The 13,161-nt window shown below is 63.2% G+C and carries 12 protein-coding genes and 1 riboswitch; of the genes, 3 read left to right on the forward strand and 9 right to left on the reverse strand.

Translation table 11 applies throughout. The annotated features are described in order from the left end of the window. Window positions 1–100: 100 nt before the first annotated feature. Window positions 101–895, forward strand: a complete 795-nt coding sequence (locus BLR13_RS00395; RefSeq protein WP_074832188.1) for a cobalamin-binding protein — start codon at window positions 101–103, stop codon at window positions 893–895. 83 nt (window positions 896–978) lie between these two features. On the opposite strand, the gene BLR13_RS00400 is transcribed toward BLR13_RS00395, so the two are convergent. Next, window positions 979–2,283 (reverse strand): ArgE/DapE family deacylase, encoded by a 1,305-nt coding sequence (locus BLR13_RS00400; RefSeq protein WP_433994251.1) that lies wholly within the window; start codon window positions 2,281–2,283, stop codon window positions 979–981. Window positions 2,284–2,411: 128 nt separating this feature from the next. On the opposite strand from BLR13_RS00400, the gene BLR13_RS40990 reads away from it, so the two are divergent. Then, window positions 2,412–2,564 (forward strand): hypothetical protein, encoded by a 153-nt coding sequence (locus BLR13_RS40990; protein ID WP_171945009.1) that lies wholly within the window; start codon window positions 2,412–2,414, stop codon window positions 2,562–2,564. Between the two features lie 26 nt (window positions 2,565–2,590). Continuing rightward, on the forward strand, window positions 2,591–2,839 hold the full coding sequence (locus tag BLR13_RS00405) for a DUF6719 family protein (RefSeq protein ID WP_074832185.1): 249 nt from the start codon (window positions 2,591–2,593) through the stop codon (window positions 2,837–2,839). Between the two features lie 117 nt (window positions 2,840–2,956). Here BLR13_RS00405 and uca read toward each other — a convergent pair whose 3' ends face one another. The 8 genes from uca to BLR13_RS00445 form a co-directional block, all read right to left on the reverse strand. Then, window positions 2,957–6,508 (reverse strand): urea carboxylase, encoded by a 3,552-nt coding sequence (uca, locus tag BLR13_RS00410; RefSeq protein ID WP_074828855.1) that lies wholly within the window; start codon window positions 6,506–6,508, stop codon window positions 2,957–2,959. Window positions 6,509–6,512: 4 nt separating this feature from the next. Continuing rightward, the gene (locus BLR13_RS00415; RefSeq protein WP_074832183.1) at window positions 6,513–7,154 is read right to left on the reverse strand and encodes an urea amidolyase associated protein UAAP2; all 642 of its coding nucleotides are present in this window, start codon (window positions 7,152–7,154) and stop codon (window positions 6,513–6,515) included. 5 nt (window positions 7,155–7,159) lie between these two features. After that, entirely contained in the window at window positions 7,160–7,996 is an 837-nt protein-coding gene (locus BLR13_RS00420; RefSeq protein ID WP_074828853.1) for an urea amidolyase associated protein UAAP1, read from the reverse strand. Window positions 7,997–8,035: 39 nt separating this feature from the next. Then, window positions 8,036–8,827, reverse strand: coding sequence for an ABC transporter ATP-binding protein (locus tag BLR13_RS00425; RefSeq protein ID WP_074828849.1), 792 nt, complete (start codon window positions 8,825–8,827; stop codon window positions 8,036–8,038). Beyond that, a complete protein-coding gene (locus BLR13_RS00430; protein WP_074828846.1) occupies window positions 8,824–9,642 on the reverse strand; it encodes an ABC transporter permease in 819 nt (272 codons plus the stop codon). Before BLR13_RS00430 ends, BLR13_RS00425 begins: the two co-directional genes overlap by 4 nt. Window positions 9,643–9,666: 24 nt before the next feature. Continuing rightward, window positions 9,667–10,743: a putative urea ABC transporter substrate-binding protein gene (locus BLR13_RS00435; RefSeq protein ID WP_074828845.1), complete on the reverse strand. Its 1,077-nt coding sequence runs from the start codon at window positions 10,741–10,743 to the stop codon at window positions 9,667–9,669. 76 nt (window positions 10,744–10,819) lie between these two features. Further along, a riboswitch (guanidine-I (ykkC/yxkD leader) is annotated at window positions 10,820–10,931 on the reverse strand. Between the two features lie 478 nt (window positions 10,932–11,409). Then, a complete protein-coding gene (locus tag BLR13_RS00440) occupies window positions 11,410–11,859 on the reverse strand; it encodes a nuclear transport factor 2 family protein (RefSeq protein ID WP_074828843.1) in 450 nt (149 codons plus the stop codon). 34 nt (window positions 11,860–11,893) lie between these two features. Further along, a complete protein-coding gene (locus BLR13_RS00445; protein ID WP_074828840.1) occupies window positions 11,894–13,120 on the reverse strand; it encodes a serine hydrolase domain-containing protein in 1,227 nt (408 codons plus the stop codon). Between the last annotated feature and the right edge of the window lie 41 nt (window positions 13,121–13,161).

Below are 13,161 nucleotides of genomic sequence, written 5' to 3' on the forward strand. Positions count from 1 at the left end.
TTTTCCCTATGCAAGGCTTCGCCGGGCACTCCTTTGCCCGGCCCGCGAAGCTTTAGCGAAGTCGGCAAGCCCGGCAATGACGTCTGTGGTAATGGCAAGCATGCGCCAGTTCCCGCCCCGCCGGATCGTCTGCCTCACGGAAGAAACCGTCGAGACGCTGTATCTGCTCGGCGCGCAGGACCGTATCGTCGGCGTGTCCGGCTATGCGGTGCGACCGCCGCAAGTCCGGCGCGAAAAGACGCGGGTATCCGCCTTCATCTCGGCGGACATTCCGAAAATTCTGGCGCTCGAGCCTGATCTCGTGCTCGCCTTTTCCGACCTGCAGGCCGACATCGCCGCCAGTCTCGTGCGCGCGGGCGTCGCCATCCATGTTTTCAACCAGCGCGATGTCGCCGGCATCTTGGCCAAGATCCGTACCCTCGGCGCGCTGGTCGGTGCGGCCGTGCGCGCCGATCAACTCGCCGCGGGTTTCGAGCAACGCCTGGCGCGGATCGCTTCGACACCGCGGCCCTCGCCGAAGCCAAGGGTCTATTTCGAGGAGTGGGATGAACCCCTGATCAGCGGCATCGGCTGGGTCTCCGAACTGATCGAGATCGCCGGCGGCGAAGACGTGCTGCCGAAACTGCGGTTTCAGCAGGCGGCGAAAGACAGGATCATTTCACCTGACGTGGTGCGCGCTGCCGCCCCCGACGTGATCCTCGCCTCCTGGTGCGGCAAGAAGGTCGTGCCCGACCGGATCAGGAAACGCCCGGGCTGGGGCGATATCCCGGCGATACGCAACAACCGCATCATCGAGATCAAGTCGCCGTTGATCCTGCAGCCGGGCCCGGCGGCGCTGACCGACGGGCTCGATGCGATCGTCGCGGCGTTGTGGGACCAACAACCCTCATCCTGAGGAGCGGCCGCAGGCCGCGTCTCGAAGGATGGGCCACGGGCCTCATGGTTCGAGACGCGCTACGCGCTCCTCACCATGAGGGGCTACACCTTCTCCACCCCGCACCATTCCGCGATGAATAGCGCTGTCGCCTTGGTCGATTTCCGCAGCGACTCCAGATCGACATATTCGTTGAAGCCGTGCATCGCCTCGCCGCTGGCGCCGAAGCACAGGCTCGGGATGTTGTAGTTCAAACCATAGAACCGTGTATCGGTCAGTGCGGTGAAGGCCTGCTCCGGCACCGCACCGCCGCCGCCATAAACGGCCGCGAACGCCTTGCCGAAGGCGGCCTCTGGCGCTGCCGAATCCTTCAGCTCATAGCCTTCCGAGAGAAAGCCCGACCATTCGACTTGCGGCGGGTTGTTGGAGAGGAAGCGGTGATCGCGCGCCGCCGACGATATGCAGGCCAGGATTTCGGACTGCGCGTCGGCGACCGACCAGCCCGGCAAAATGGCGATGCGACAATCGACGTCGCACCAGGCCGGCACGCTCGAGGCCCAGTCGCCGCCCTTGATGATGCCGGGATTGAAGTTGATGGGATGATCGACCGTCCCGAAGTGATGATCGCGTTTGGCGCGCTCGTTCCACTCGGCTTCCAGCTTCTGCAGCGAATGGATCAGATGGTAGGCCGCCATGATGGCGTTGGCACCGGAGCCGGCCTCGAATACATGCACGGGAAAGCCACGCACCTTCAGGCGAAACCAGATCACGCCGACCTGCGAGCGTATCACCTTGCCGTCGGTCGGCTCCGGGATGAAGCACGCATCGGCGCGGTAGCCGCGCTGCAGGGTCGAGAGCGCGCCGACGCCGGTGCTCTCTTCCTCGATGACAGATTGAAAATGAATCCGGCCGGTCGGTCGCAGCCCCGCGGCCTTGATCGCATCCAGCGCATAGAGTGCGCCGATGGTGCCGGACTTCATGTCGCAGGCGCCGCGGCCGTACATCTTGCCGTCCTTGACGACCGGCGAGAACGGCGGCGTCTCCCACATGTCCAGCGGACCGACCGGAACCACGTCACAGTGTCCCTGCAGGATCAGCGATTTGCCGGCATTATTTTGCGGGCGATAGGTGCCGACCACGGTGCGGGCTCTGGAAAAATCATGTTCGATCGGGCCGAAGCCGCGCAAATCCTTCAAATCGTCGACGTCGATATGCCAGTCATCGACCTCATAGCCGCGCTCGCGCAAGAGATCGCCGATCATGTCCTGACACGGCCCCTCGGCGCCGCGGGTCGAAGGGATCGCGACGAAATCCCTCGTCGTCGCAAGCTGCGCATCAAAGCCGGCATCGACGGCATCGAGAATTTTTTGTTGGTTATCGCTGGCGTCCATTACGTCGGTATTCCTCATTCAGTCGCGTCCTGCCCCCGATCAAAGCACAATCTGGCGGGAACTCCAGCACCTTGGATCGCTTTCAGAATCGGCCCGCCGCCCATACAGTCGCGCTCGACCATATCCAGCCCCGACGGAGACACCGGATGCCCGGAAATCGCAACGTCCTATTTCTCATCATCGGCGCGCTGATCGTCGCGGTCGGCGTGCTCGGCTACAATCTCTACCAGACCAAGAAGCAGCCGGAGGGCCTGCAGATCAATGTCGGCCCCAACGGGCTGAAAATCGAGAGCAAGTGAGGAAGACCGATTTGAAGATTGCGAAGATGGCAACGACCGGCTGGACCGCCCTGCCCGTGGGCCTTGTCCTGGCGCTGCTCGCGACACCCGTGCTCGCGCAGCCGGTCTCGCGCGAGCAGGACATCGTCGAATTGCGGCTCGGCCAGCGCATCCTGGTCGACGACGGATCGTGCCCGGCCGGGCAGATCAAGGAGGTCTCCGGCGCGCAGATGACCGCGACCGGCGTCTCGCGCACCCTCAAATGCATTCCGCGGTTGGGACCGAAGAAGCGGTAGGGAGCCCCGCGCCCTAGAACCTTTTCCGTTCCGATGGAATCGGAACGGGGCTCCAGGTTTTTGATTTGACGCGTTTTCTTGACGCGAACCGGTTTCCACTTCGCTGAAAAACGCGCTCTAGCCCGGCGCGATCAGGGCGACGACATCGCCGGCGCGCAGCGTCTGGCCCGGTTTGATGCGGACCGATGCGATCCGGCCGGTCGCGGGAGCCAGCACACTGATTTCCATTTTCATGGACTCGATGATCGCAAGAACATCTCCGCTCGCCACATCGGCACCTTCGGTCGCAAGAATTTTCCAGACGTTTCCCGGTACCTCCGAAAATACCCCGGCGAGGCCATCGGGAATATCTTCGGCTGCCGTCGCCGCGGTCGCGGCGACATCGTCCTGCACCTCGTCGATGCGCAGCGCCTTCCAGCGCTGCCGCTCGCCATCGAAGGCCGCCTGCTGTCCCCGCTTGAACGCGGCGATCGAGTCGCGGTCGCGCAGCAATCCCTTGGCGTAGTCGGCGTAGGAAAATTCGCCCGGCTCGATGCGCAGCGGATAACCGCCGTGGGGGAACGCGGCGCGGGCCTCCAGCAACTCCTCTGCACCGACCGGGAAGAAGCGGATCTGATCGAAGAATCGCAGCAACCACGGGTGACCCGGCTCGAACACCGGCGTGGTGCGCCAGGTATTCCACATCTGGATCGTGCGGCCGAACAGCTGATAGCCGCCGGGGCCTTCCATGCCATAGATGCACATGTACGCCCCGCCGATACCGACGGCATTTTCCGGCGTCCAGGTGCGCGCCGGGTTGTATTTTGTCGTGACCAGCCGATGGCGCGGATCGACCGGGGTCGCGACCGGCGCGCCGAGATAGACGTCGCCCAATCCGAGCACGAGATAGCTTGCGTCAAAAACAATGCGCTTGACCTCGTCCTCGCTGGCAAGGCCGTTGATACGCCGGATGAACTCGATGTTCGACGGGCACCAGGGCGCATCGGGCCGCACCAGCTCCTGATACTTCTGCATCGCCAGCACCGCCTGTGGATCGTTCCACGACAGCGGCAGATGAATGATGCGGCTCGGCACCTTCATCGCATCGACAGGCGGCAGACCGTGCTCAAGCTCCCGCAGCACGTCGAGCAATCGCCGCCTCGAAAGAACAGTGCTGTCGTAGTGAATTTGCAGCGACCGAATCCCGGGCGTCAAATCGATCAGGCCGGGCAATCCCGCCGCCTCGACCGCTTGCGCGAGCACATGGACGCGCAGCCGCAACGCGATATCGAGCTCCATCGGGCCATATTCGACCAGCAGATTATCGTCACCGGCACGGCGATAGACCACCGGCAGCGGACCGTCATCGCTGCTGCCCACGATGGCTGAACCAAGTTGCGCCGCCGCGCGTGTAACCAGCGGACCGGCGACAGGATCGCCGTCCCGATGCGCCGGCACGAAGCGGACCTTGTCAGCGGGTTTGAGCTGGCCGGTCTTCCAGAGTTCGTCCCGTGCCACCACCGCGGGACAAACAAACCCGCCGAGACTCGGACCATCGGGACCGAGAATGATCGGCATGTCCCCGGTGAAGTCGATCGATCCCACCGCGTAGGCGTTGTCGTGAATATTCGACGGGTGCAGCCCGGCCTCGCCGCCGTCGGGCCGCGCCCATGCCGGTTTTGGCCCGATCAGCCGCACACCGGTCCGCGCGCTGTTGAAGTGTACCTCATAGTCCGATGCGAACAGGGTTTCGATATCCTCCTCGAGGAAGAAATCCGGCGCCCCGTGCGGACCGTAAATCACGCCGATGGTCCACGCGCGCGTCAGCGCAGGCCGCTCATCGGCCGCAAGCGCCCGAGCAGCCGGACGATCGCCGGTGATCTTGCCGATATGCAGCACGTCGCCGGCCTTCAGCGCACTGGTGGCGTGGCCGCCGAATGCGCCTAGCGTAAAGACGGCGCGCGAGCCCAGTATCTGCGGAGCCTCGAAACCGCCGCCGACGGCAAGATAGCAGCGCTGGCCCGGACCCTCGATGCCGCCGATCGTCAGCACCTGGCCGGCGCGCACGGCAATCGGCACATTATTATCGACCGCCACGCCATCAAGCCTGGCCGTCATGCGCGCGCCGACGAGACCGATCACTGCTTCCGTATTGAACCGCAAGGTCGGACCGTTGACGGTCAACTCCAGCGCGGCGGTGGTCTCGGAATTTCCGACGACGATGTTGGCAAGGCGAAACGAGAGCTCGTCCATCGGACCGCTCGGCGGCACGCCGACGTGCCACAAATGCAGCCGCCCCGGCAATTCCTGCAATCCCGACTGGGCGCCGGGCGCCAGCACGTCGATGCTGCGCGGCGCAAAGGGGAAGGCCGCCAGAACGTTGGTGGCCACGCGGCCGCTATGAAAGACATCCGAACCTGCAATCGCGCGGAGGTAATCGAGATTGGTTTCGATACCGGCGATCGTAGTGGCATCCAGCGCGCTCACCAGCTTCGCGATTGCGTTCGCGCGGGTGTCGGCGGCGACGATCACCTTGGCCAGCATCGGATCGTAGAACGGCGTCACCTCGACACCGGTCTCGATCCATCCGTCGACGCGCACGTCTCTCGGAAAATCAACGCGGGTCAGCCGTCCGGCGCTCGGTCGGAATCCGGCATTGGGGTTTTCCGCGTAGACGCGGACCTCGATGGCCGCGCCTTGTGGCGTAAGCGTTCCCAATCCGTCCAGCACATCTTCGCCGGCCGCCTGCCGCACCATCCAAGCGACCAAGTCGACCCCGAACACGGCTTCCGTCACCGGATGCTCGACCTGCAGGCGGGTATTGACCTCAAGGAAATAGAAATCCTGCCGTTCGACGTCGTAGATGAATTCGACGGTCCCCGCCGATTCATAGGCGACACTCTTGCCCAATGCGATCGCGGCCTGATGCAGTCGCGCACGCATCCCGTCACTGAGACCCGGCGCAGGGGTTTCCTCAAAGACTTTCTGGTTGCGACGCTGCAACGAGCAATCGCGCTCGCCGAGCGCAACCACGCCGCCTTTGCCGTTGCCGAAGATCTGCACCTCGATATGCCGCGCCTCGGCGACAAAACGCTCGAGGTAGACTCGCGCGTCGCCGAAGCTCGCCCGCGCCGTACGCTGCACCGTTGCGAAACATTCACGCAGCGTCTCGGCGTCGTGACAGAGCTGCATTCCGATACCGCCGCCGCCCGCGGTGCTCTTCAGCATCAAGGGAAAGCCGATACGCCCGGCTTCCGCCATCGCCTCGTCGATCGTCTCAAGCAGACCGGACCCCGGCAACAGCGGCACGCGGCTCCGCTGCGCAATTTCGCGCGCCTTGTGCTTCAACCCGAACGCGTCGAGATGCTCTGGACGCGGCCCGATGAAGGCGATGCCGTGCTTCGACAACGCCTCGGCAAAGCGGCGGTTCTCCGACAGGAATCCGTAGCCCGGATGTACCGCCTGCGCGCCGGTCTGCAGGCATGCGGCGATGATCGCATCGACATTGAGATAGCTCTCCGCCGCCGGCGCAGGGCCGACGCGCACCGCCTCGTCCGCGTCGAGCACCGAGCGGGTGAACCGATCGGCATCGGAATAGACGGCGACCGAGGCAATCCCCATTCGGCGCAGCGTTCGGCCAATCCGCCCGGCGATTTCGCCGCGGTTGGCAATCAAGACCTTGCTGAACATCGGATCAAACCTCTTGCGCTTCGAAGATCACCACGCGAACCGGCGTCGGAAAAAAGCCGTTGCAGGGGTTGTTGATCTGCGGGCAGTTGGAGATCAGGCACAGCACGTCCATCTCGGCGACCATGTCGATGTAATCGCCGGGCTTCGACACCCCGTCGACCACGGTGAAATTGCCGATCGGGTCGATCGGCACGTTCATGAAGAAGTTCAGGTTGGGGACGATGTCGCGCTTCGACAGACCATGCTTTGCCGCCTCGATCAGGAAATTCTCCCGGCAGGCGTGAAGATATTTGGTGCCATGGCCGAAGCGGACAGTGTTGCTTTCGCACGAGCATGCCCCCGCGGAGGTATCGTGCAGGCCGCAGCTGTCCGCCACGACGCGCAACATGACGCGCCCCTCGTTGGACATAATGCGGGTGCCGGTGCTGACATAGGCGGAGCCTTGCGCGCGCAGGGTATCCTGTCCGCTGTAGCGCTCCTGCAGATCGTCGGCGCGGTAAAACAGCGTGTCGACCGCCTGCTGCCCGTGGCTGTCGACGATGCGCAGCGTCTGCCCCTTTCGAATGACGGCGGACCAGGGCGCGCGGGCGGGAATCTCCGTATCGAGCACGATGCGCGCGGAGACGGGAATAGAATGGATGGTCATGACGCTCACCCCGCCACGCTGCGATCAAGGAGGACGGCATTGTTCTCGAAGGCGCGTATAGCCTCCGCACTCGCCGTTCGGCACAGGTCATCGGCGCCGGCGGGTTGTGCCCGGTAGCGGATGATCTCCACTGAGCCCTGTGCATAAACGGGCGACGGATCGAGCGGATGCGGGCAGTTCGACAGCGCCACCAGCAAATCCATCTCGGCGCGCAGATCGACGAAATCGCCCGCATGGCGGCGGTTCGCCTGCCACGCAAACCGTCCGTCACCATCAACACTGACCGGCGCGAAGAAGCTGATGCACGGCATCACGTCGCGGCGATCCAGCCCCAGCTTGCCGGCCGCGAGAATGAAGTTGTCGCGGGTGTTGCGGGTGGCGCCGACGCCATAGCGGGCTTCGTTGGTGGCTGCGGTGGAACCTCCCGCAAGCGTATCATGCGCGCCGCTGCTGTCTTCGGTGATGCTCAACAGCACCCGGCCCATGTCGGACAGAATCACGCGGCCTTTCCGCAGGCTAGCCGCCCATTGCACCTTGATGGTGTCGGCGTGATTGAGCCGCTCGCTGGGATCGGCGGCACACCACACCAGCAGGCTGATGCAGGAGGCGCCACTTGAATTGATCAACCGCAAGGCTTCGCCGCGATGGAGGCGCGTGGTCCAGTACCAGCCTCCGAGAACGGTTTCGCGCTGAATGATCGCGGCCTCCGCGATCGACGCACCGTCGCGCGGCGTCGTCGGCGGCAGTGCACGCGGCGCCAGCCCCTGGCCCGCCGCCTTCAACTCGTCGTAGCGCGCTTTATTGGCCGCGATTTCAGCCAGTTGCTCCTCGGTCAGGATCATGGTTTGCCCTTTCTCAGACAAGCGCCGGGCCGTCCCGGCTCATGCTCCTTTTTCGGCAGGGTCGTCCCGGCCGGAGCGAAAAGTCGACAGGTGCCGCACGTCGGCGATGCGGGGCGGATAGATTTCCAGATCGCGCGAAATGGTGGCGCCGTAGCGCTCGCGTTCCTCCGGGCGGTTATGGTTGCGCTCGAACGCGATCACCCGCGTCGCCAATCGGAACGCTTCGCTGAGATCATGAGTGACCATGACCACCGTGAGTTCGGTTTCATTCCACAGCCGCTTCATCAGCAGATGGATGTCGGCGCGGATGCCAGGATCGAGCGCGCCGAACGGTTCATCGAGCAGCAGGATCTTTGGACCGCGCATGACGGCCTGCGCCAGCGCCAGGCGTTGCTGCATGCCGCCGGAGAGCGCCGCCGGATATTTGCCTTCGTTTCCAGCGAGGCCGACTTCGGCGAGCAGCGCCATCGCTTCGTCCACGGCGGCACGCTTCGCTGCCCCGAACAGCCGGCCGGTTACTTTGGCATGCTGCAGCTCGCGCCCGAGCAGCACGTTCTGCAATACCGTCAGATGCGGAAACACCGAATAGCGCTGAAACACCACGCCCCTGTCCGCATCCGGCTCCGGCTTCAGCGCCGCGCCGTCGATCAGGATCTGTCCGCGCGTCGGGCTCTCTTCGCCGAGCAGCATGCGGAGGAACGTGGTCTTGCCGCAGCCCGACGGACCAACCAGCGCTATGAAGGCACGTGATGCCACATCGAGCGTGATCTGCTCCAGCACGATATGGTCGCCGTATTCCTTCCAGACGTCGTCGAATCGGATCGCGCTCATTCCGCCCTCACCGACGCGAACCAGGGGAACGCCTTGCGCTGTAGCAGGCGAAGCGCCGCATCCATCAGAAAGGCGAGAATCGTGATCCAGATCACGTAGGGAATGATCACGTCCATCGCGAGATAGCGCCGCACCAGGAAGATGCGGTAGCCGAGCCCCGAATCGGAGGCGATCGCCTCCGCGGCGATCAGAAACAGCCAGGCCGGTCCGAGTTGCAGCCGCAGCGAGTCGATCAGCCGCGGCAGAATTTGCGGCAACACCACGCGAAGCGCCACCTGCCAGGTTGAGGCCCCGAGTGTCTGCGCCTTGATGAGCTGCTCGCGCGGTAGCTCCAGCACCTTCATGGTGAGATCGCGGATGATGCAGGGCAAGGTGCCGATCACGATCAGGGCGATCTTGGAGTTTTCGCCGAGCCCCATGACAATGAACAGTATCGGCAGCAGCGCCAGCGGCGGCACCATCGACGTGACCCCGACAAAGGGCGCCAGCAAGGCGTTGGCGCCCGGCAGCAGGCCGATCACGATGCCGAACACCAGTGCGGCCCCGGTCGAAATCGCCAACGCGGAGAGCAGCCTGCCAAGGCTCGCCACGGTATCCGACAGCATCAGGTTGGTGCCGGTGCGCACATCGATTTCGAAGGCCATGTGCTTCACCGCCTGCGCCATGCTCGGCAGCGCAGGCAGCAACTTGTCGTTGGGATTTTCCGCGAGCCTCAAGCCCGAGCCGGTAAAATACGCGATCGCCAGCAGCACGAACGGCAGCGCGGCGAGATAGAACCGCATCTGCCTGTTCGGCTTAATGTTCATGAGGCGCATGGTCGTCCCCTTTTCAGAGGCGGATCAGAGCTTGCCCTTTGCGGCGGCGTCCATGTAGGTGGCGTCGAAACGCAGCTTCACATTGCTCTTGTTGCCGAGCACCGCCTTGTCGGCCAGTTCGATGCCGACGACATCCGCCGATTTGGCATCCTTGCCGAGCAGCGCCTTATCGAACAGGAACTTGCGCACCCGATCCATGGTGGTACCGACGGTCGCGCTCTTGGTGAAAGCTTCCGCATCGGCCGCCTTGTCGAACAGCCGCGTCGAGGCGAGCTGGCTGTCGAAACCGGCGAGATCGGTGCCCGATGCCTTGGCCATCGCTTCCTTGGCAGCAGTCCCCTCGGCACCGGCGGCGTTCATCTTGGCGATGGTCTCGTACCAGATGCCGACCAGCGCCTTGGCGAAATCGGGATTGTCTTTCAGCACTGCGGTGTTGACCACCATCAGGTCCATGATCTCGCCGGGAATTTGCGACGAGTCGAATACCTTCTTGGCGTCCTTCGATTCGAGAATTTCGGAGACGATCGGATTCCACGTCACCACCGCCGTCACCTCCGGCGTCTTGTAGGCGGCCGCGAGATCGGCATCGGACGTGTTGACGACCTTGATATCCTTCTCGGCGAGATGCTTGCTCTCCAGCGCGCGCGCCAGCAGATAATGCGAGACGGAGAATTCGACGAGATTGATCTTCTGCCCCTTGATGGCGGCAAGATCGGCCTTGTTCTTCAGAATGACGGCATCGTTGCCGTTGGAGAAATCGCCCATCACGATCGCCGTGGTATCGACACCGCCCGCGGCGGGGATCGACAGCGCATCCATATTGGTGATGGTCACGGCATCGAACGAACCGGCGGTGTATTGATTGACGGATTCGACGTAATCGTTGAACTGCTTCACCTCGATGGTGAGGCCGTATTTGTCGGCCCATTTCTTCACGATGCCGGCGTCCGCCGCATAGCCCCACGGCATCCAGCCGACATAGATCGACCACGCGACCTTGAAGTCCTTCTTCGGCGCCGCATTTGCAGGCGCAACGATCACGGCCGCCAGCGCCGAGGCGAAAATCAGGGAACGGAGAGCTATGGATGTGAGTCTGTTCATGGCAGATCCCTCTTGCAAAAGTTACAAAAAGGGACCGGCGATAGACCATCGCTTTGCCAATCCCTTGGCTAACGAGGTCTCCCGGGCTTTTATCCCGCCGTGCACCTGCGGGGATTTCTCCCCCGCAAGCGGCTGCTCTCGGACCAGCACTCTGCAGGTGCAAAGCCGGAACCCTAGCAACCAACTCGATTCAGGAGATGCACGAGGCGTGCCATCTTTGCATGGGTTGAAACACAACGGATTTTTCGCGCATCGCGATCTTCGCGTGCGAGGAGTCGATAATCCGCCGGGCACTTGCCCAACAAATAAGCAGACAGCGCATTCTATTGAAGCTTTCCTTTTTCGGACACCGAAGCACATGATCCACGCGGTGACCGGCATGCGGGCACGGGGCGGACGTCATATGAAATGGCTGCGAAGCGGACTGCATTTGCTGCTGCTCGGCTTGTACGGGCGGTTTGGCCTCAGCGTGACAAGTCTCCACGCGACATCTTTCAACGAAACGCCAGGCAAAGACACCTGAAAGACCGCTCCGCCTGATCGTCGGCCCGGCAAGCGAATCCCGGACGTCGCTGAAGGGGAGTCCAGAAGCTGACGAGGCTCCGCGATCGATCGGACGTCTCGCCGGCCCGACAGCCGCAAGCCGTGGCCGGTCATCGATAGCTTCTAGAACATGCTGTTGCCATTGGCAGGCTTTTCCGGAATCTCCTGCGCGACGTCCCAGTGCTCGACGATCTTGCCGTCCTCGAGCCTGAAAATATCGACGATGGCGCGCCCGCGGGTGCCCTTCTCGCGCACGCTGTGGACGTGAAGGATCACAAAATCGCCCTCCGCGAAGGCACGTTTGATCTCGCTGTGGGAGTCCGGAAATTTCTCACGCAGGAAGCCGAGGAAGGCCTTGAAGCCTTCGATCCCGTCCGGCGCGGTCGGATTGTGCTGGATATAACGCGGCCCGAAAAATTTCGCGGCGGCGTCAAAATCTTTTTTGTTCAGCCCCGCTTCGTAGAATTCGAGAACGGTCTTCTTGTTGGCTTCCTGTGTCGCGGCACCGGCCGCGAACGCCGGCGATACCGCGAGCGTCAACAGGCCGGCGAGGCCGATCAGGCTGGATCGCATGACAGTTCCTCCGAGCAACGGGACCGATGGCAAGCTACCAGCTTCCGTATTGACCGACGATGCCGCGCCAGAGCGCGTCGCGCTCGCGAGCGAGTGGCTCCTTGCCGACGCTGGCGTTCCTTGCCACCGCCGTAATCACCAGGACCAGCTTCAGCTCGGGATCGACAAAGATCGACTGGCCGTAGACGCCGAGCAGCGCGAACCGGCGCTTTTCGCCCGGAAACAACCAGAACTGATAGCCGTAGCCGAAATACGGTGTCGCCTTGCTCGGCGTGAACGCGTCGGGCTGGCGGCGCCAGTCGGTCGCATCGAGCAGATAGTCCTTCGGCACGATCTGCCGGTCGCCGGCTGAGCCATCATTGGCGAGCAGGATTCCAAGCCGGCCATAGTCGCGCAGGACGGCGTTGAAATTTCCCGATCCGGATTCGGTGCCGTCCCTGGTCTTGATCCACGTCGCGTCGGCCTCCGCACCCATCGGCTGCCACAGCCGCGGCGTCAGATATTCGCTTAAGCTGGTGCCGGTCACCGCGCGCAGCAACAGCGTCAGCACCACCGTCTGGTTGGACGCGTAGTGGAATTGCGTGCCCTGCTCCACTTCGCGCGTCGGGAATGCGCGCAGCGCGGTAATGGAGTCGCGTGTCAGGCGGATCCTGTTGAACTTCGAATTATCGTCGTTGCCGTCATAAACCTCCTTGAACGGCACGCCGGACGCCATGCGCAGGATGTTGCGTATCGTCGTCTCGCCATAGGGATTGCCGGCGAGATCCGGGACGTATTTGGCGACGGTGTCGTCAAGCGAGGCGATCTTCTTCTCGGACAGCGCCATTCCGACGGCGAGGCTGACGATGGACTTCGCCATCGAGTGCGACACGAAACGATCGGTCGCGGTCCGGTCGTATTGATAGCGTTCGGCCAGGATTTGACCGTCCTTGATCACAAGCAGACCGGTCACGCGCTGGTGCGCCAGGAAATCGTCGAGCGAATAGCTCTGCTTTTCGAAGCGATAGGCGAGCTTCGGTTCGCTTGCGGCCTTGGGAAGCGGCAGCGGCGATGCCGCCTTCCGCAAGGTGTAATACGGCAGGAAGCTGTCGAGGCGGCTGAACGATCCGACCCGCACGCCTTGGTCGAAGAACCAGTTGGCAGGCTTGCCGATCGGATAGCCCGCCGCCTTCCCCAGCAATTCCTCGTCAGGCGGCGCGTGGGCCGGAAGGGCCAGCGCGACAAGCACGGCGCACGAAAGCAGGATTCGCCCAGGCTGCATTGATGGACTCACGCAAAGGGATCATCGACCGGCCCACTGCT

This window comes from Bradyrhizobium ottawaense (assembly GCF_900099825.1).
GTDB classification, from domain to species: domain Bacteria; phylum Pseudomonadota; class Alphaproteobacteria; order Rhizobiales; family Xanthobacteraceae; genus Bradyrhizobium; species Bradyrhizobium ottawaense_A.

Coding starts and splice junctions, on each gene's coding strand:
- BLR13_RS00415 (WP_074832183.1), bottom strand. CDS start 7,154: ATGACCATCCATTCTATTCCCGTCTCCGCGCGCATCGTGCTCGATACG.
- BLR13_RS00445 (WP_074828840.1), bottom strand. CDS start 13,120: ATGCAGCCTGGGCGAATCCTGCTTTCGTGCGCCGTGCTTGTCGCGCTG.
- BLR13_RS00420 (WP_074828853.1), bottom strand. CDS start 7,996: ATGATCCTGACCGAGGAGCAACTGGCTGAAATCGCGGCCAATAAAGCG.
- BLR13_RS00395 (WP_074832188.1), top strand. CDS start 101: ATGCGCCAGTTCCCGCCCCGCCGGATCGTCTGCCTCACGGAAGAAACC.
- BLR13_RS00440 (WP_074828843.1), bottom strand. CDS start 11,859: ATGCGATCCAGCCTGATCGGCCTCGCCGGCCTGTTGACGCTCGCGGTA.
- uca (WP_074828855.1), bottom strand. CDS start 6,508: ATGTTCAGCAAGGTCTTGATTGCCAACCGCGGCGAAATCGCCGGGCGG.
- BLR13_RS00425 (WP_074828849.1), bottom strand. CDS start 8,827: ATGAGCGCGATCCGATTCGACGACGTCTGGAAGGAATACGGCGACCAT.
- BLR13_RS00435 (WP_074828845.1), bottom strand. CDS start 10,743: ATGAACAGACTCACATCCATAGCTCTCCGTTCCCTGATTTTCGCCTCG.
- BLR13_RS00430 (WP_074828846.1), bottom strand. CDS start 9,642: ATGCGCCTCATGAACATTAAGCCGAACAGGCAGATGCGGTTCTATCTC.
- BLR13_RS00405 (WP_074832185.1), top strand. CDS start 2,591: ATGGCAACGACCGGCTGGACCGCCCTGCCCGTGGGCCTTGTCCTGGCG.
- BLR13_RS00400 (WP_433994251.1), bottom strand. CDS start 2,283: ATGAGGAATACCGACGTAATGGACGCCAGCGATAACCAACAAAAAATT.
- BLR13_RS40990 (WP_171945009.1), top strand. CDS start 2,412: ATGCCCGGAAATCGCAACGTCCTATTTCTCATCATCGGCGCGCTGATC.